Origin of the sequence: Faecalicatena faecalis (genome assembly GCF_012524165.2) — a bacterium.
Taxonomy (GTDB): domain Bacteria; phylum Bacillota; class Clostridia; order Lachnospirales; family Lachnospiraceae; genus Faecalicatena_A; species Faecalicatena_A faecalis.
Genome location: NZ_JABACJ020000004.1, coordinates 144505 through 162976, shown reverse-complemented (window position 1 = coordinate 162976; position 18472 = coordinate 144505). Strand labels below are relative to the sequence as shown.

The 18472-nt window shown below is 44.8% G+C and carries 15 protein-coding genes; 5 read left to right on the top strand and 10 right to left on the bottom strand.

The genetic code is table 11. The features are described 5' to 3' along the window. Positions 1-3: 3 nt before the first annotated feature. A complete protein-coding gene (locus tag HGO97_RS06630; RefSeq protein ID WP_216240523.1) occupies positions 4-1314 on the bottom strand; it encodes a phenylacetate--CoA ligase family protein in 1311 nt (436 codons plus the stop codon). 601 nt (positions 1315-1915) lie between these two features. Continuing rightward, positions 1916-3151 carry a serine hydroxymethyltransferase gene (glyA, locus tag HGO97_RS06625; protein WP_216240521.1) on the bottom strand — a complete coding sequence of 412 codons (1236 nt, stop codon included), beginning with the start codon at positions 3149-3151 and terminating at the stop codon, positions 1916-1918. Positions 3152-3529: 378 nt separating this feature from the next. Between glyA and HGO97_RS06620 the strand changes: the two genes are divergently transcribed. The 4 genes from HGO97_RS06620 to HGO97_RS06605 are packed head-to-tail and all read left to right on the top strand — an operon-like array spanning position 3530 to position 5833. Then, positions 3530-4174: a hypothetical protein gene (locus HGO97_RS06620; protein ID WP_216240519.1), complete on the top strand. Its 645-nt coding sequence runs from the start codon at positions 3530-3532 to the stop codon at positions 4172-4174. A gap of 24 nt (positions 4175-4198) precedes the next feature. Beyond that, positions 4199-4672, top strand: a complete 474-nt coding sequence (locus HGO97_RS06615; protein ID WP_216240517.1) for a LytTR family DNA-binding domain-containing protein — start codon at positions 4199-4201, stop codon at positions 4670-4672. Beyond that, positions 4656-5090 (top strand): DUF6608 family protein, encoded by a 435-nt coding sequence (locus HGO97_RS06610; RefSeq protein ID WP_216240515.1) that lies wholly within the window; start codon positions 4656-4658, stop codon positions 5088-5090. The genes HGO97_RS06615 and HGO97_RS06610 overlap by 17 nt, the downstream gene beginning before the upstream one ends. Positions 5091-5110: 20 nt before the next feature. Continuing rightward, positions 5111-5833 carry a SanA/YdcF family protein gene (locus HGO97_RS06605; protein WP_216240513.1) on the top strand — a complete coding sequence of 241 codons (723 nt, stop codon included), beginning with the start codon at positions 5111-5113 and terminating at the stop codon, positions 5831-5833. Between the two features lie 112 nt (positions 5834-5945). Here HGO97_RS06605 and HGO97_RS06600 read toward each other — a convergent pair whose 3' ends face one another. The 3 genes from HGO97_RS06600 to HGO97_RS06590 all read right to left on the bottom strand — a co-directional run bounded on the left by HGO97_RS06600 (position 5946) and on the right by HGO97_RS06590 (position 12095). After that, on the bottom strand, positions 5946-10457 hold the full coding sequence (locus tag HGO97_RS06600; RefSeq protein WP_216240512.1) for a PolC-type DNA polymerase III: 4512 nt from the start codon (positions 10455-10457) through the stop codon (positions 5946-5948). After that, entirely contained in the window at positions 10445-11506 is a 1062-nt protein-coding gene (ispG, locus tag HGO97_RS06595) for a flavodoxin-dependent (E)-4-hydroxy-3-methylbut-2-enyl-diphosphate synthase (protein WP_216240510.1), read from the bottom strand. The genes HGO97_RS06600 and ispG overlap by 13 nt, the downstream gene beginning before the upstream one ends. Positions 11507-11636: 130 nt before the next feature. Then, positions 11637-12095 (bottom strand): hypothetical protein, encoded by a 459-nt coding sequence (locus tag HGO97_RS06590; protein WP_216240508.1) that lies wholly within the window; start codon positions 12093-12095, stop codon positions 11637-11639. Between the two features lie 188 nt (positions 12096-12283). Between HGO97_RS06590 and HGO97_RS06585 the strand changes: the two genes are divergently transcribed. Next, on the top strand, positions 12284-12640 hold the full coding sequence (locus tag HGO97_RS06585) for a helix-turn-helix domain-containing protein (protein ID WP_216240506.1): 357 nt from the start codon (positions 12284-12286) through the stop codon (positions 12638-12640). A gap of 21 nt (positions 12641-12661) precedes the next feature. On the opposite strand, the gene HGO97_RS06580 is transcribed toward HGO97_RS06585, so the two are convergent. From HGO97_RS06580 to HGO97_RS06560, 5 genes are all read right to left on the bottom strand, one after another. Continuing rightward, positions 12662-13171 (bottom strand): COG2426 family protein, encoded by a 510-nt coding sequence (locus HGO97_RS06580; RefSeq protein ID WP_216240503.1) that lies wholly within the window; start codon positions 13169-13171, stop codon positions 12662-12664. Continuing rightward, a complete protein-coding gene (hisC, locus tag HGO97_RS06575; RefSeq protein WP_216240501.1) occupies positions 13168-14250 on the bottom strand; it encodes a histidinol-phosphate transaminase in 1083 nt (360 codons plus the stop codon). Before hisC ends, HGO97_RS06580 begins: the two co-directional genes overlap by 4 nt. 20 nt (positions 14251-14270) lie before the next feature. Next, positions 14271-15458: a pyridoxal phosphate-dependent aminotransferase gene (locus tag HGO97_RS06570; protein WP_216240498.1), complete on the bottom strand. Its 1188-nt coding sequence runs from the start codon at positions 15456-15458 to the stop codon at positions 14271-14273. 27 nt (positions 15459-15485) lie between these two features. Next, complete coding sequence (locus HGO97_RS06565; protein WP_216240495.1) at positions 15486-16382, bottom strand: DUF2156 domain-containing protein; 897 nt, start codon at positions 16380-16382, stop codon at positions 15486-15488. A 165-nt stretch (positions 16383-16547) separates the two neighbouring features. Beyond that, complete coding sequence (locus HGO97_RS06560) at positions 16548-18290, bottom strand: ABC transporter ATP-binding protein (RefSeq protein WP_216240494.1); 1743 nt, start codon at positions 18288-18290, stop codon at positions 16548-16550. Positions 18291-18472: the final 182 nt, after the last annotated feature.

Below are 18472 nucleotides of genomic sequence, written 5' to 3'. Positions count from 1 at the left end.
CTTTTATAAACCATCCTTTCGTAAATCTGTCACTCTCTTCGCTTTTCCCTCGAATCGTCTCAGGGAATTTGGTGCAACCAATCTGATATGGGTCGCGAGTCCGAGCTGTGACTTAAGCGCCGACTTGATGCGCTGCTCTAGTTCGCTCAGTAATGCGTAGCTGTCCAAAAGCCTGTCATCGATCAGTTCTACGGTAATCGTCATGACATCCAGTCTGTTCTTTCTCTCTACCAGGATCTCGTAGTGAGGTCCAATCTCATCAATCTTAAACAATACCTCTTCGATCTGTCCTGGGAATACATTCACGCCTCTGATGACAAGCATATCATCTGCACGTCCTGACAGGTTCGCCATACGCACTGTTGTTCTGCCACATGCACACGGTTCATACATGAGCTTTGTCAGGTCTCCTGTGCGGTATCTGATCAATGGAAGCGCTTCTTTGCCAAGACAGGTGATGACCAATTCCCCGATCTCACCCGGAGGCAGAATCTCTTCGGTCTCAGGATCAATGATCTCCGGGATGAACCAATCCTCATTAATATGCATTCCACAAAGCTCGGTACACTCTCCCGCTACACCTGGTCCGCATAATTCGCTCATTCCATAATTCTGTGTACAGACGAATTGATCTCCCCAGGCCTTATGCATCTCATCCCGCATCGGCTCGGTCATTCCCTCTCCGCCGAAAAGGCCGATATGTAATTTCAGATCCTTGGATGGATCGATTCCCCTCTCTCTTAACACTTCCCCTAAATGAAGTGCATAAGATGGAGTGGCAACCAACAGGGTCACTCCCATGTCCTGAAGGAACATGATCTGCTTATTCGTATTGCCGGAGGACATCGGAATAACGGATGCTCCAATCTTCTCCAGCCCTCCATGCAGCCCAAGTGCACCGGTAAATGTGCCATATCCAAATGAAATCTGAGCCACATCCTCTGCGGTAGCACCTCCCATGCAGGCAATCCTTGCTACATTGTTCAGCCAGATATCCAGATCATTCTGGGTATAACCTACGACCGTCGGCTTTCCAGTCGTACCGGAGCTGGCATGGTATCTGACGATATCCTTCTTATCAACCGCAAACAGACCGTCTGGATAATGGTCCCTGAAGTCTGCTTTATATGTAAACGGCATCTTTCTCAAATCATCTAATGTCTGGATATCCTCTGGTCTGATGCCTGCCTCATCCATCTTTTTACGGTAAGGCTCAACGCGCTCATAAATGTATGACACCGTCTCTTTTAACCGTTCTAACTGGATCTTCTCGATCTCAGCCCTTGGCAGAGTCTCTTCCTTTGCCCAAATCATTCCTAAATCCTCCTTAGCCATAAAACATTCGTTTCAAATAAGTATAACACAACACTTCGCCAATTTAAAGCATTAATTTGAGAAATAGTGAACGAACTTGACTTGACTGATGGAAGGGGGACGCTGTGCCGAATGCGGGATGGTGCTGTCAGGGGTGCTCTGCATGTTGTTTCAAATATCGGACCACTTGCTTAGAATCCGTAAAAGGAAAATTGGAGAAAAGGGAGGCACTGGCATATATGACGGGAAATCCTGATGATTTCCCGTCAAGTATGCCACAGAATTCTGCCGATGAACGGCAAATTCTGACCTCTCTTTTCTCCAATTTTCTTTAACGGATTCTAGCGCGCGTTCTAAGACATTCGAAACAACATGCAGAGCACCCCTGACAGCACCATCCCGTATTTGGCACAGCTGGCCCATCCAGTCAGTAAGGTAAGTTGTTTACCGGGGGATTCTCCGGCGGGGACGGCGGATGGAGTGAGCAGGATGCAACAAGATGTCTCTGGTAGTTATATTCCGATTTAGGAAAAGTCAGGCAGTGATGGACTGACTGACTTTTCTTGGTGACAAATTTAGATACGGGGGCCGCAGAGTCACGTTATATTAATGGGTATTTTGCTGCAAGAGCAAGGGCCCGGGTTCTGGCTTTTTCGATGTTTGCCTCATCCTGGATGACCATGGCGATGATCTCGGCGATCTGGTCCATATCGGGTTCTTTCATTCCGCGGGTGGTGACTGCTGGGGTTCCGAGACGGACACCGCTTGTGACGAATGGGGAACGCGGGTCATTCGGAATGGTGTTTTTGTTACAGGTCACGTGGGCTTCGTCTAAGCGTTTTTCTAATTCTTTTCCACTGACATCGCAGCCTGTTAAGTCTACTAACATCAGGTGGTTGTCGGTTCCTCCGGATACGATCTTAATGCCACGGTCCATAAGGCCTTTACATAAGGCTTTTGCATTTTTTACGATCTGAGCCTGATATTCTTTGAATTCTGGCTGGAGGGCTTCTTTGAAGCAGACGGCTTTGGCTGCGATCACATGCATTAATGGACCGCCCTGAGTTCCCGGGAATACGGCTTTGTTGAAGTTGAACTTTTCATCCATCTCTTTACTGGAAAGAATCATGCCGCCTCTTGGACCGCGCAGGGTCTTGTGTGTCGTGGTTGTGGTAACATGTGCGTATGGGATTGGACTTGGGTGCTCTCCTGCAGCAACAAGTCCTGCAATGTGGGCCATGTCTACCATGAGATAGGCGCCGACTTCATCTGCGATCTCACGGAAACGTTTGAAATCGATAGTTCTTGCGTAGGCACTGGCTCCTGCTATGATTAATTTCGGCTGATGCTGTTTGGCAGCTTCGAGGACTTTGTCGTAATCGATGAATCCGTCATCATTGACGCCATAGGAAGCAAAATCAAAGTATTTACCAGAAATGTTGACCGGTGAACCGTGACTTAAGTGGCCGCCGTGGTCGAGATTCATACCGAGAACTTTGTCTCCCGGCTCTACCATTGCAAACATAGCTGCCAGATTAGCCTGTGCTCCTGAATGAGGCTGTACATTGGCATATTCGCAGTGAAAAAGCTCTTTTGCTCTTTCTCTGGCAAGGTTCTCTACCACATCGACACACTGGCATCCACCATAGTATCTTCTGCCCGGATAACCTTCTGCATATTTATTCGTCATTGGACTGCCCATCGCTGCCATGACTGCCTTACTTACCCAGTTCTCAGAAGCAATCAGCTCGATGTGGGAATTCTGTCTCTCCATCTCCGCCTGGATTGCATTTGCAACTTCCCTGTCTTCCTTCACAATTTCCTCGAAATCGTACATAGTCCTTACCTCCTGAAATTTAAAATACCTGTTGAAATAAATAGCTCCTGTAACGCTATTGGGACATTATAGCATAGCAGTTAATAGAAAGTCTACTTAGTTTTTTTAATGTTACTTTCAAATCTCATCAAACATAAAATATTATTAACAGACTTTTTATTCTATACACGAAAATCTGTAAATCTTTTGTCAAACTTTCGTGAAGACGACGAATCCAGAGCTGAAAACACTTCACAAACTTAAGATAGGTTTGGATATGTCTATTTTACAGCCCCATCGTGGTGTAACTTGGTTTTCCATAAACGTAACATGCTCGTTGTTGTATTGCCTCATTTCATTTTCTTACATATAATCAGGGCAGAAAGAGAGGTAAAATATATGGAAACAGCAATTTCAAAAAAAGAAAATACAGCTATGGATTATCTAGGATATGCTCTATATGCTTTTGGCGGATTAGGAATTGAAATTTTACTTATGATGTTAGAAACGAATTTATGGGGAATATCCAATAATCAATGGACAATCTCACAAAATTTGATTCACTGGACTGTTACTTGTTTGATTTGGGGAGTTCTTGCTTTTCTTTTATTAAAGCAGATTCCTAAACAACGCCCAAAAATAAAAAAGGGGAACGCAGGTGCAGCTGGTCTTATCATACTCGTATCTATTGTTTACACTACATATGTCTGGAATGGGTTGAAACCTATTATTGAGTTTACAAATAACGGATTGTTTAAATTCGTAGTTCAATATGTTTACTATGCTTGTGAAAGTATTCTTATTTTATTGATTATCGTATTCGGGCAAATGTTTTTTGAAAAAATGGTTGGTCGAAAGAGTCATCTTCCTGCAGGCAGCATTATACTTGCACTTACCTGGGGACTTATCCATATTTTGACACAAGGCATAAGCACAGGGGTTTATGCGTGCATACAAGCGTGTTTATTCGGCTTTGTCTATCTGGCTTTAAATAAGAGGATTGCAATTTCCTATGTGGCTATTGCTTTCATGTTCATGTTATAATATCTCTCAAAAGGGGGGATTTCATTGAAAATCAATGAATACATGGATACAGCAATCAAAGAAGATAGGATAGATTATTATTACAGAAGAAGAACAAATGAAGTACATGAAATTTTGGATCTTTTAAGGAAATATAATCATAAATTGATTGGGAAATCGGATCATGGAGAAATTATCTTTTCACTCAATGATGTATATTATTTTGAATCTGTCGATAAAAAAACATTTGCTTGTTTGAAAAATGAGGTCTTAAAAATCGAAGTGAGATTATCGGAACTTGAAAATGCTTATTATGAATACGGATTTATAAGAGTTAATAAATCAATGGTTCTAAATATCTATAAAATAAATTCTCTTAAAACCGAGTTGAACATGAGAGTAACTGCCCTATTGGATAACGGCGAAAAAGTACAAATCAATCGGAGTTATAAGTCAAAATTTAATTTGTTTCTTAAAACCATGAATGAAGGGGGATTTGACAATGAAATTGATAACTAAAAAGAATATCATTCCTATTATTTGTATTACTTATACTGTCCTGTCTATTTCATTAACGATATATGAAATCATTGTAAATGGAAAAATGAATCCTGCCCAGTTAAATATCTTTCTCTTTCTGATTTTAAGCATACTAGGTGTAGTTGTATTATCACAACATTATCGTTTTGAAAGTTTTTCCCCACTGACTATGATTATTATGCAATACGCCATTGCCATTGCCGTGATTCTCATTTCACTAAAGACAGCTTCCTTTTTTGTAGATATACACCCAGACGGTTATAGAGACTTGACATTATCATTTTCAATCCCTTATATCATTGGTGCAATCATCTATTATATTACTTTACGGCTAGAAGTTAACAAACAAAATAAGCTGTTAGAAAATATTAAAAAAAATAGAAAGCAATCCATATAAAAATACAAAGGGGTCCACAAATGAAAAAACAGAAAAAAGCGCTTTCCAAAAGAATCCTCCGGCTTTTCCTCTGCCTGATCGTGGCTGGAATTGCCGCCGCACTGGGAATTAATTTCTACATCCAGAAGACAACCGAAGATCAGATTCTGGATAAAGACCAGTTTCTCGCATCCTCTAAAGGAGATTCCACATCTTCCAAAAAGGACACCGCATCCACCGCCGACTGCATCCTCGTCCTGGGTGCCGGAATCCGTGAAGACGGTTCCCCGACACCTATGCTTGCTGAGCGCCTCAATGCTGCCATTGAACTCTATAAATCCCATGCTGCGCCCAAGCTCATCATGAGCGGCGACCACAGCCGCAAAGACTACGATGAAGTCCGCACCATGAAAGACTACGCCATAGAAAAGGGCGTCCCCTCCGAAGACATCTTCATGGACCACGCCGGATTCTCCACCTACGAAAGCATCTACCGTGCCAGAGACATCTTCCAGGCCCAGAACATCCTCATCGTCACCCAGAAATACCATCTCTACCGTGCCCTCTACATAGCCAACGCCCTCTCCCTTAACGCCCAGGGCGTCCCTTCAGACACCCAGAGATACTCAGGCCAGCTCTACCGTGACCTCCGTGAAATCCTCGCCCGCGACAAAGACTTCCTGACCTCCCTGTACAAACCCGCTCCCACCTTCCTGGGTGAGGCCATTCCTGTCAACGGCAACGGCAACGTAACAAATGATTGAACGCTCCATCTGAGCATACAAAAAGACGGAGCCCCCGGCGAACGGCATATGCCATCCACCAGGAACTCCGTCTTTCCATCCACAAAGCATATCTTTATCCGGAAGATATCTTCTATCCAAAATCAAACAGTGATAATTGATTGCTCTGCGGCAGATTTCCAAACAGCCCGAGGTCGGCCATCAAATCGATCGTCGTCTTGCTGACCTTGGTCCTCTGCCGGAAATCATCCAGTGACAGATACGGTCCGTCTTTTGACGCCTCTTCCACCGCTTCGGCCGCCTTGTCTCCCATTCCTTCGATACTGGAAAGCGGAGGCATCAGCTTTCCATCGATAATCTGGAACTTCGTGGCCTTTGCCGTGTAAATATCCAGTGGAAGGAATTCGTATCCCCTTGCATACATTTCCTGCACGATCTTCATGTCTTTCAGAACATCCTGCTCCTTGTTCGTCAGGGAATCCATTCTCTTCTTGTAATCCTTCATGTAATAATTCAGCTTATCTTTTCCCTGACACATGATCTCATAGGAAAACGCATTGGCACGTATTCCAAAATATGCACCATAATATGCCAGTGGATAGTTGATCTTACAGTAAGCAATTCGGTATGCCATCATGACATATGCGGCCGCATGGGCCTTCGGGAACATGTAGCTGATCTGTTTACAGGACCAGATATACCAATCCGGCACATCCTTTTCCTTCATGGCCTCTTCCCACTCCGGCTTCAGACCTTTTCCTTTTCGCACGCTTTCCATGATCGTAAATGACAGCGCACTGTCTACGCCCTGATTGATCAGATATATCATGATATCATCACGGGTACAGATACAGGTGGAAATCGTCGCCTTCCCCGATTTTACCAGCTCCTGTGCATTTCCAAGCCATACATTCGTCCCATGGGACAGACCGGAAATACGAATCAAGTCAGAAAGGGACTGGGGCTTTGCATCCTGGACCATCTGGATAACGAAATCCGTACCGAATTCCGGGATTCCAAGACACCCTAAGTTACAGCCGTCAATATCTTCCGGCTTGATTCCCAGCGCACTCGTATCGTGGAACAGGGATAATACTTTTTTATCATCCAATGGGATATTCGTCGCATTGAATGGGTTCTCTTCATTATACTCATTGTCCATGGCATCCGATGTGATGTATTCCTCCAGCGTTCGGATCATGGTAGGATCGTCGTGTCCGAGAATATCAAGCTTTAACAAGTTATGGTCAATAGAGTGATAATCAAAATGTGTCGTCGTGATATCTGTCGTCATATCATTTGCCGGATGCTGTACTGGGGTGAACTCATTGATATCGTGACCATGCGGAAGAACTACGATACCGCCTGGATGCTGTCCGGTACTTCGGCGAATCCCGGTGCAGCCTACAGAGATTCGCTCAATCTCGCATCTCCGCTTTCTCTGTTCACGCTCCTCATAATAATTCTTCACATATCCATATGCCGTCTTATCCGCCAGCGTACCGATCGTGCCGGCCTTGAAGGTATGTCCTTCCCCAAAGATTACTTCCGTGTACTTATGTGCCTTGGACTGGTAATCTCCTGAGAAGTTCAGGTCGATATCAGGCTCTTTATCCCCCTTGAACCCAAGGAAGGTCTCGAATGGGATATCAAATCCAGCCTTGATAAGTGTCTCTCCACAGTTTGGGCAGACTCTGTCCGGCATATCGAATCCACATCCTCCTGCAAAGGCTCTTACCTCCTTTGAATCGAAATCGTTGTAATGACATTTTTTACAGTAATAATGCGGGCTCAGAGGATTTACCTCCGTAATTCCTGCCATGGTCGCAACAAAGGAAGAACCTACGGAACCACGGGAACCTACCAGATAGCCATCCGCATTGGATTTCCACACCAGCTTCTGGGCGATGATATACATCACAGAGTAGCCATTGGAAATGATGGAGTTCAGCTCCTTCTCAAGACGAGAGGATACCGGCTCTGGCAGCTCCTCCCCGTAAATCTCGTGTGCCTTGTTATAACAGATATCACGCAGGTCCTGCTCGGAATTTTCAATGACCGGAGGACATTTATTCGGGTTGATCGGCGACATCTTTTCAATCATGTCACAGATCTTATTCGGATTCTCGATCACGATTTCCCGGGCCTTGGCTGATCCAAGGTACTCGAATTCGTCCAGCATCTCCTCTGTCGTGCGAAGATAAAGAGGCGCCTGATTATCCGCATCACTGAATCCCTTCCCCGCCATGATAATCCGACGGTATACCTCATCGCCCGGGTCCAGGAAATGTACATCACAGGTCGCAACGACAGGCTTCTTGAACTTTTCCCCCAGCTCCACTATCTCCCGGTTGATGTTCTGCAGGTCTTCTTTTGAATTAATATCAGAATATTTCTCACTCTCCAGCATGAACTGGTTATTCCCCAGAGGCTGTATCTCATAATAATCGTAAAAATCCGCAAGTCTTGCAATCGTCTCTGCAGATTTTCTCTCCAGGATTGCCTGATACAGCTCACCCGCCTCACAGGCACTTCCTATAATCAGTCCCTCTCTATGCTGATTGAGCACGCTCTTAGGAATCCTTGGACGCCTTGCATAATAGATCAAGTGTGAGTCTGAAATCAGCTTATAGAGATTAAAGCGGCCGATATCATTCTTCACCAGAATAATAATATGATACGTCGGCATCTTACGGATCGCATTGGGGTTCATATCCCCGAATTCATTGAGTGCTTTCAGTGTCGTGATATCCTGCTCTTTCAACATTCCTACAAATTTCACAAAAATCTCTGCTGTAGCCGCTGCATCATCCACTGCCCGATGGTGGTTCTCAAGTGAGATACCAAGTGCCTTGGCAACCACATTCAGTTTATATTTAGACAAAGTGGGCAAAAGAACACGAGCCATAGCCACTGTATCCACATAGGTAAAATGAGGCTCAATGCCCTGCCTGCGGCAGTTCTGTTCGATGAATCCAACATCGAATCCAGCATTGTGCGCGACCAAGATTCCATCCCCTGCAAATTCCAAAAACTGTGGCAGAATCGTCTCAATATCCGGGTAATCAATGACCATCTCATCCGTAATACTGGTCAACTGCGTGATTTCGAACGGGATAGGACGTTTCGGATTGACAAATGTACTGAACCGGTCAACTATCTCCCCGTTTACCACCTTCACCGCGCCAATTTCAATGATTTGATCCTTGATGGCACTGAATCCGGTAGTCTCCAAGTCAAATACAATGAAACTATCATCCAGTGTTTCCTCCTCTGCGCCGACCGCAATCTCTGTCAGATCGTCCACCACATAGCCTTCCACACCGTATAGTACCTTGAATGGATCGTCTTTATCCAGTGTCTCGATATAATGGTTGGCATCCGGGAAGGACTGTGCAACACCATGGTCCGTAATAGCAATCGCCAGATGTCCCCAGTCATGCGCCCTTTTTACAATATCCCTGACCTCGGATACACCATCCATATCACTCATCTTCGTATGACAGTGCAGCTCCACCCGCTTCTGCGGGCTTAAATCCTGTCTGGAAACGGTGAAATCACCGCTCTTTTTGATTCCTGTGACCGAACCGATCGTCAGTTCTCCGTCAAACTTATCGATCGTCGTGATTCCCTTGATCTTCACAAAGGCTCCCTTTTTCAAGTCGCCGAGCAGCTCAGGAAGCTGATCATTCCTTGTGAACATCTTGACCGTGATGGTGTCTGTAAAGTCCGTGACCGCAAACATCAGAATCGTCTTCTCATTCCGAATCTCACGTGTATCGAAGTTGATGATCTTACCGTGGATGGTGATCTCACCCATCTCGGTGACCACCTGGTCCAGAGTGATTGGCTCGTCCTCAAAGTTCTTGCCATAGATCAGACTCGGGTCATCTCCCTGTTTGAGCGGTCTGTAGAAATCTTTCTTCTTGAAATCTTTCTTAAACTCCTTCTTTACACCAGAGTCACGCTTCTTATCTCCTGTGCTCTCCTGCTTCTTCCCGGACTGACCGTCTCCCTCGTCTTTCGGTCGGTCTTCTCCTTTTTGTCTGGCACGACGCTCGAAAATAGCATTGATTTCCTGCTGAATTCTCTGTTCATCATACTCACGGGTGGTTCCTTCTTTTTCTGCCTCCCTATATGTAACACGGATATCCGCTTTGATATGGAATCTCTGGTCATAAATCTCGTGGAGCAGGTCCACAATATAGTCCCTCTTTCCCTCGGACACGATGGTATCTAAAAGCTCCAGGTTCATGATTTCTCTGCCCTCAAAGCTCATCTTAGCCTGCTCGAACATATTGGCTGCAAGTACACTGTGGAGCTTTAATTCCTGAACAATACTGTCCTTGTACTCCATCATCAGAGTGCTCACGGTATACTGCTCGGACAGGGCATACTGCTCGATGATCTTGATGCTTACTTTTGTCTTTCCAAAAAGTTGTTCCTTGATTTTTTGTTCCATCTGCCAGATATGCTTTTTCTGAATCAGATGACGGCTGAAAATGTGAACGCGCAGAAAATCACGGCCGGAATTGGTCGTGATTTTCATTACCTCTACATCCTCAAACAGAAGCTGGATATCATCCTCTACCTTCAAAGTCGGGAATACTTCAAAAAATATCTTTGCGTTTCCTATCTTTTCCAATTTAACAACTCCTGACGTAATGTTTCCAAAAGCTCTTCTTCCTTTACCTTCTTCACAATCTCACCTTTTTTGATGAGAAGGCCTTCTCCGATTCCCCCTGCGATTCCGATATCTGCCTCTTTGGCTTCCCCGGGGCCGTTTACGACACAGCCCATGACTGCCACCTTGATATCAAGCGGGATATCCGCGACCGTGTTCTCCACCTGATTAGCAAGTCCGATAAGATCGATCTTCGTCCTTCCACAGGTCGGACAGGATACGACCTCGATACCGCCCTTTCGAAGGCCGAGTGTCTTTAAGATCAACTTCGCCGTCTTGATCTCCTCCAGCGGATCTCCCGTCAACGAAACGCGGATTGTATTGCCGATGCCCTCATACAGGATGATACCAAGTCCGACCGAGGACTTCACATTCCCGGAATACACCGTTCCTGCCTCTGTAATCCCCACATGCAGCGGATACGGGCACTCCTTCGCGATCAGTTCGTGAGCCTTCACGCACATCATAACATCAGAGGATTTGATGCTGACTACCAGATTGTCATAGCCCATCTCCTCTATCATCCTGACCTTGTCCAGTGCACTCTCCACGATTCCTTCTGCAGTCACTCCGCCATATTTCTCAAGCAGAGGCTTTTCCAGAGAACCGCTGTTGACTCCTACGCGAATCGGAATCTGGTATTCCTTTGCTTTTTCCACGACCGCACGCAGCCGCTCCTCACTTCCAATATTGCCGGGATTGATCCGTATCTTGTCTGCCCCATTCTCGATTGCAGCGATAGCAAGACGATAGTCAAAGTGGATATCCGCAACAAGTGGTATATGAATCTGTTTTTTAATCTCACGAAGGGCCTGTGCAGCTTCCATAGTAGGAACTGCGCAGCGGATGATCTCACAGCCTGCGGCTTCCAGTTTCAGGATCTGAGCTACCGTGGATTTAACATCCTCCGTTTTCGTATTGGTCATAGACTGGATTGCGATCGGATGACTGCCGCCGATTACAACGTCTCCGATTCTGACTTCTCTTGTCTTCCTGCGTAAATTCTCCATAATATGCTCCTTTTCTTCGTAAAATGTATCGTCTGAGCGAATCTTATATATCCGCCTTGGTACTTTTCCAATCTCATTAAAATACAACCAGAATACAGAATAAACAGGGAGTTGTTTCCCTGTTTATCCATTACTTCTTATCAAATACCATCTGATTCCCATATTCTCTTTCAGTCAGGGTCAATTCCTTCTGCTCAATACTATAATCATAGCTTGCCTCCAGGGCGCTTACGGAAGAGTAGACCTCCTCCGCCGTCACAGCTTTGTCAGACGCTTCTGCCGCCTTCTTCACGGCCTCGTCGCTTACATTCAGGGTAAAAATCTTGGCATCCTTGTCAATACTGTACTTCATCTCCACTGGTACATCAATGCCATCCAATTCTTCGGGCCATTCTACCACAGCCGTACCGTTCCCCTTTACCGTCATAACAAGGCTGCTGTCCTGATGGTTCCATGTTCCTTCCAAAGGATTGGACGTGAACAGCTTCACTACAAAAAAGGCTGCTATGATGATGATCAGTACTGTGCTGACTGCCATGACAGTCCTCCAGATTTGATTTCTCTTTTCTTCGTTATTCTTCGCGATCATGAATGGTCTTCCCTTCTTTTTCTTCCACTTTATTATACGGATTTTCGTGTGCTGTGTCAACGGGTAACGCGCGTGCAGCGCATCGTGTCGAATTGACACACTATGACTATTTTCGTTGATTTTCGCCACATAACCTTAATAAATGGAAAAGAACTGTTAAAATATTCCAAGTATTGAGGAGGTGCTTTATGAGGTTTGCAGCTATGTTAAAAGAATTAAGGGAAGAAAAAGGCATCACACAGTCTGAATTAGCGGACCAATTGGGAATCACCCGTTCAACAGTTGCAGGTTATGAAACGAAAGGAAAACAGCCCGATTACGAAAGGCTGATTGAAATTGCAAGGTTTTTTGATGTTTCTGTAGATTACCTGCTGACCGGTTATGAATATTATCCGATTTCTATAGAAGGCAGCCCCAAACACAGCCTTAAAAGATTATTAAAAGTATATGCCAGCCTCTCCAAGGTTTCCCAGGACAGCGGCTTTGACTATCTCGAATATCTCAGCTATAAAGAACAAGGACAGGATTCTAGACCCAAAGGGTGACAGAAGCCTGTCCTTACAAAATCAAGCAAAAATCCCGCCGATTACTGTATAAGATAATATTGTCATAATAAATGCCGCGATCAGTACGCCCAGAACAATTGCCGGAAAAGCCTTTCTGAACCGGATTCCGAGGAGTGCTGCGATCAGAGAGCCTGTCCACGCACCAGTCCCCGGGAGTGGAATTCCCACAAAGGCAACCAGTCCCCAAAACTCATATTTCTCAATGTTCTTACTCTTGCTCATCGCTTTTGCTTCCAGCTTTTCTACGATTGGACGCAGTTTTTTCGTTCCCTTCATCCAGTCAAAGATCTTCGTGATCAATAATAAGATGAATGGGATCGGAATCAAATTCCCTATGATACAGATTGGGATGGCCTGCCACTTCTCAACATCCAGAATCGCCGGACCCGCCGCAATCAGACCACCTCTTAGTTCCAGAATCGGCACCATAGAAATCACAAATACGATAAATTGCTTGCTTACCTTCCCCCCCAGATTTACAATGAACCAATCAATTAAAGCTTCTTTCATAAATTATTTTCTCCTACTTTATTCATGTATCTTTTCAAAAATGCGAAAAGTGCTTCCATCTCTTCTCTCGTACCGATGGTGATACGCAGATACTGTTCAATTCTCTTGCTGCCCCAGTATCTGACATAAATATTCTCTTTTTTCAATGCTTCAAACAGCTCTTTCGCATCATAATCAGGATGTGATGCAAAGATAAAGTTCGCCTTTGCATCCGGGAAAACAAATCCCAGCTTCTTTAGCTCCCCCTTTGCCCACTCCCTCGTCTCAACGATCCTGTTGACCGTTTTCTCAAAATATGCCTTATCCTTCACGGCCTCCACTCCATAGACGAGTGACGGCTGATTCATGGTATACGAATTAAAGGAATACTTCACATCATTTAGATATTGAATCAATTCGGGCGCACCGATCGCGTATCCAATTCGCATTCCAGCCATAGATCTTGCCTTGGAAAAGGTCTGTACTACAAGAAGGTTTTTATACTTATCTAACAGCTCTAGTGCTGACCTTCCTGCAAAATCTATGTATGCCTCATCTACGATCACGATGACATCCTGGTTGTGTCTGATGATGTCCTCCACAAAATCCAGTTCCTCATAAATCGCTGTCGGTGCATTTGGATTCGGGAAGATGATCCCGCCGTTTTCCTGATAATAGTCTTCCTTCCTGATTCGGAAATCCTCGTCTAATTCCTGGCATTCATATGGAATCCTGTAAAGTTCCGCCCATACCTTGTAAAAAGAATAGGTAATGTCCGGGAATAAAATTGGCTTATCTGAATTAAAAAATGTCAAAAAGCACATCGATAATACATCATCTGATCCCACGCCCACAAAGACCTGGTCTGTGCCTACCCCATAATAATCCGCCAGTGCATCTACCAGGCTTGAGGCCCCCGGGTCTGGGTAGAGACGGAAACGGTCCACATCCATGTTTCGGACCGCCTCAACGACTCCAGGAGCAGGTGGGTATGGATTTTCATTCGTATTCAGCTTGATGACCTTATTCTGCGGCTGTTCCCCCGGAACATAAGGCTCTACCTTTCGGATATTCTCTAAAATCTTCGGATTTAATTCCATCTCTTGACTCCTGTTTTTCTCTACTTATATTCTTTTGCCAATTCCGCAAATTTAGGCAGAGAATTGACGATTGTCTCGTAAGATACACAATATGCAAGACGCACATATCCCGGACAAGCAAACGAGGTTCCCGGTACGATCAGGATATTGTACTTCTTTGCAGCAGCACAGAATTCTTTTTCATCTGCGACCGGTGATTTTACGAAAAGATAAAAAGCTCCCTCCGGTTTGATGCATTCGAATCCAAGTTCTTTCAGACCATGATACAGTGTCTCCCGGTTCCTGTTGTAGTAAGAAATATCCGTCTTTTCATTCAGGCATTTCTTTACCACCTTCTGCTGCAGGGTCGGCGCATTGACAAAGCCCAGAATCCTTGTCGCAACATTGGCAGCACCGATCAGCTTTTCGCTGTCAGCAGCCTCGTTAGGGATGACCAGATATCCGATGCGCTCTCCCGGAAGAGACAAGGATTTACTGTAGGAATAACCAACAACTGTGTTCGCATAGTATTTTGTCAGATAAGGAACCTCCACTCCGTCATAAGCCAGTTCCCTATACGGCTCGTCTGAAATCAGATAGATGTCTGTTCCAAATTCCTTCTGTTTTGCCTCCATGATGGCCGCCATTTTTTTGATCGTTTCTTCTGAATATACGACCCCGGTCGGATTGTTCGGAGTATTTACGATTACAGCCTTTGTCTTTGCAGTGATCTTCGCCTCGAATTCATCCAGCTTTGGCTGGAATGTCTCTGTATCCGGTGAAATCTCCACCAGCACGCCGTCATAATTATTCGTGTAACTTCTGTACTCCCCGAAATATGGAGCAAAAGCAATGACCTCATCTCCCGGATTCAGCAGCGATTTCAGAATGACATTCAATCCTCCTGCTGCGCCGACTGTCATGGTAATATTTTTTGCAGAGAAGTCAGTACCGAACTTTGCATTTAAGGATTCTGCGACTGCCGTTCTGACATCCTCATATCCTGCATTACTGTTGGTATATCCATGCAGCACGACCGGATCTTCCTCATTCAAAAGCTCACGAATCGCGTCCTTTACTGTCTCCGGTGCTGGAACGTTCGGATTCCCCAGGCTGAAATCGTATACATTCTCAGCGCCGTAGATTCCTGCCAAGCGGTTTCCTTCCTCGAACATTGCGCGGATTGCGGAACTATTTGCAACCATATTTTCCATTTTCTTTGAAATCATGACTTTTTCTCCCTTTCTTTTGTTCAGTTATTTCTTTGTTACAATTCCCTTCTCAACCATAAAAGCCGGACGGTAAGACATCTTTGCCTTTCTAAGGCCTTCTGCACCAGTGTCCTCTTCTCTGTTCACATACTTGTAATCCATGCATTCATGGAGAACGAACTGCTGGTTGATCATCGGGTAAGCCCCATCTATATGAGGAAATGCCTTTTCAATGTGCACGACAAAGGTGTCCTCACTGATTGGCTCCCCAATCGCAAAGGCTGCGATTTTATCGTCAATCCTTAAGACTCCCCCTGTCTGCCCCAGCTCTTTGTAGAGCCGAAGAGAATTCAGGGTAACACACATCTCCGCATTTTTCTCCGGGTCCTCATCACATCCGTTCTGGTTCCTCCATTTGAGTGCCATTTGGAAGCATTCTTCCTGATTGGCTTCTGAAAGTGATTCATAACTCCAGTTCGGATATAAGGACTTAAATTTATTGATATGGTTGCGCTTACTGTGGAGCTTCTTTCCCGGCAGTGTAGCGAGCTTCTCTGACTCATAGACGTAGTCCGCCGCATCACGGATATACTCGACCTGGAACTCCCCTGGATACCAGGCCTCCAACTGGGCAAAGTTCTCCTGTGTTACATTATAAAGTTTTAACGGATATCCGCGCTCCTGGCTATATTTTGTAAGAAACTCTAGCGCATTCTTAACACACTGAGGCTCTCCTGCCGGATATGCGAATGCAAGATCCACTTCATCGTCCTGAAAAATCAGAGCATCCTCTATCACCGCATACTTCACATGATAATGCCGGGACCAGAGATATACATTAGCAAAGGTCCTCTCACAGCTCCTGCTCGGCGCTTTTGCGAAATAGGAACTAATAATTTCCCGATCCTCCAATTCCGGCCGTTTAAATTTAATTTCGTCCATTCTTAACCTACTCTTTCTGAATGTTTACTGGTACATCTTCTTCGATCATGGTATTTCTTATGAATCATTTCCTATATAAATTTCTTTCCCAACGTGTGTTATTTTTCTATCTCAAAAAAATATACACTTTGACAGTATACCAAATTTCTGGCTGTCTGACAATGTTTACTCACTTTTTCTGAACTGCATAGCATAGAGTCCCGCATAAATTCCCTGTTTTTCCATCAGCTCTTCATGGGTTCCCTCTTCCTCGATCCCCTTCTCAGTCATGACCAGGATGCGCTGTGCATTACGAATTGTAGAAAGTCTGTGGGCGATCACAAAGGTAGTCCTGTTCTTTGCCAGATTTTCCATGGACTGTTGAACCACCTTTTCGCTTTCATTATCCAGTGCAGAGGTCGCCTCATCGAAAATCAGTATTTCTGGATTTTTTAAGAATACACGGGCGATCGACAATCGCTGCTTCTGTCCGCCTGACAGCTTTGCGCCGCGCTGACCAATATCCGTCAGATATCCATCTTGAAAACTCATAATGAACTCATGGGCATTGGCTCGTTTTGCCGCAAGAATGACCTCCTCATCCGTCGCCTCCGGCCTTCCATAACGAATGTTGTCCATAATCGTCCCTGCGAAGAGGTAGACATCCTGCTGTACAATTCCAATATGATTTCTCAATTCGTCCAGCTTAATGTGACGGATATCCGTTCCGTCCAGATAGATACCACCTTCGCTCACTTCGTAAAATCTTGGAATCAGGCTGCACAGCGTCGTCTTACCGACTCCCGATGGACCGACCAGTGCAATGTAATCTCCCGCCCCGACTTTCAGATTCAAGTCTTCCAGGACCTTATCCTCTTCGTTTTCATAATAGAAAGAGACATCTTTGAACTCAATCGCTCCTTCTACCTGGTCCAGGGAGATGGCATCTGGTTCATCTGCAATATCCGGTGCAATCGATAATACCTCCAGGAAACGTTCAAAACCAGAGTATCCATTTTGGAACTGTTCGGTAAAGGATACCAGCTTTTTCACAGGCTCAGTAAAATTATTGATATAGAGCAAAAATGTGATCAAATCCGTCACCAGAATACTCTTTGACAACATCATCCCGACACCTGAGAGCAGTACAACAACTGTAATCAGCGTACTCATTGCTCCAAGCCCAGAATTATAGATTCCCATATATTTATAATTCTGCTTTTTCGCTGCCACAAAGTTATCATTCCCGACTTTGAACTTTTTCATTTCTACTTTTTCATTCGCAAAAGATTTGACAACACGAATCCCAGAAAGGCTGTCCTCGATCTGCCCGTTGATATCTGCGATCTTCTCTCTGGTGCGTTTGAATGCCCGCTTCATCTTCCCATTATAATAGAAGGCAAATACCGCCATCACTGGAATGAAGGCAAATGCGATCAGCGCCAGCTTTACATTCACCGTAAGCAGAATGATGAAGGAACCCGCGATCTTGATGATGGAAATCACAAGATCCTCCGGTCCATGGTGCAGAAGCTCGCTGATATCAAACAAGTCACTGGTGATCCTGGACAGCAGGTGCCCCACCTTCTGATTATCATAGAAAGCAAATGTCAGCTTCTGATAGTGCCCGAAAATATCGCTGCGCATGTCAGCTTCCATCTTCGCCCCCATGATGTGCCCAAAATATGCAATATAAAAATTACAGAACACTTCCAGCAGAACAAGCCCGATCATGACTGCTCCCAGCACAATAATCGCCTGTTTTGCTTCTGCCGCATCAAAATACACGACTTCATTCGTAATGTATCTGACAAGCAGAGGCAGAACTAACGTGACCGCTGCTCCCAGAATCGCAAAAAACATGTCACTGTAAAACAACCCTTTATAGGGCTTATAATACGCAAATAACTTTTTTAACTTCTCTTTCATAATCTTTTCTCTCCTGTAAACGTTTTACGAATATCATATTACTCCTGTTCTACCATATTTGTAAACCTCCCCGGCTTGATTTCTCTTATCCATATTCATCGCTTATTGCTGTTCACTCGCACCATTCAAAAATCACGCCTTTGGCTTAATTAAACAATTCTTAATAAAATAACCAGTAAATG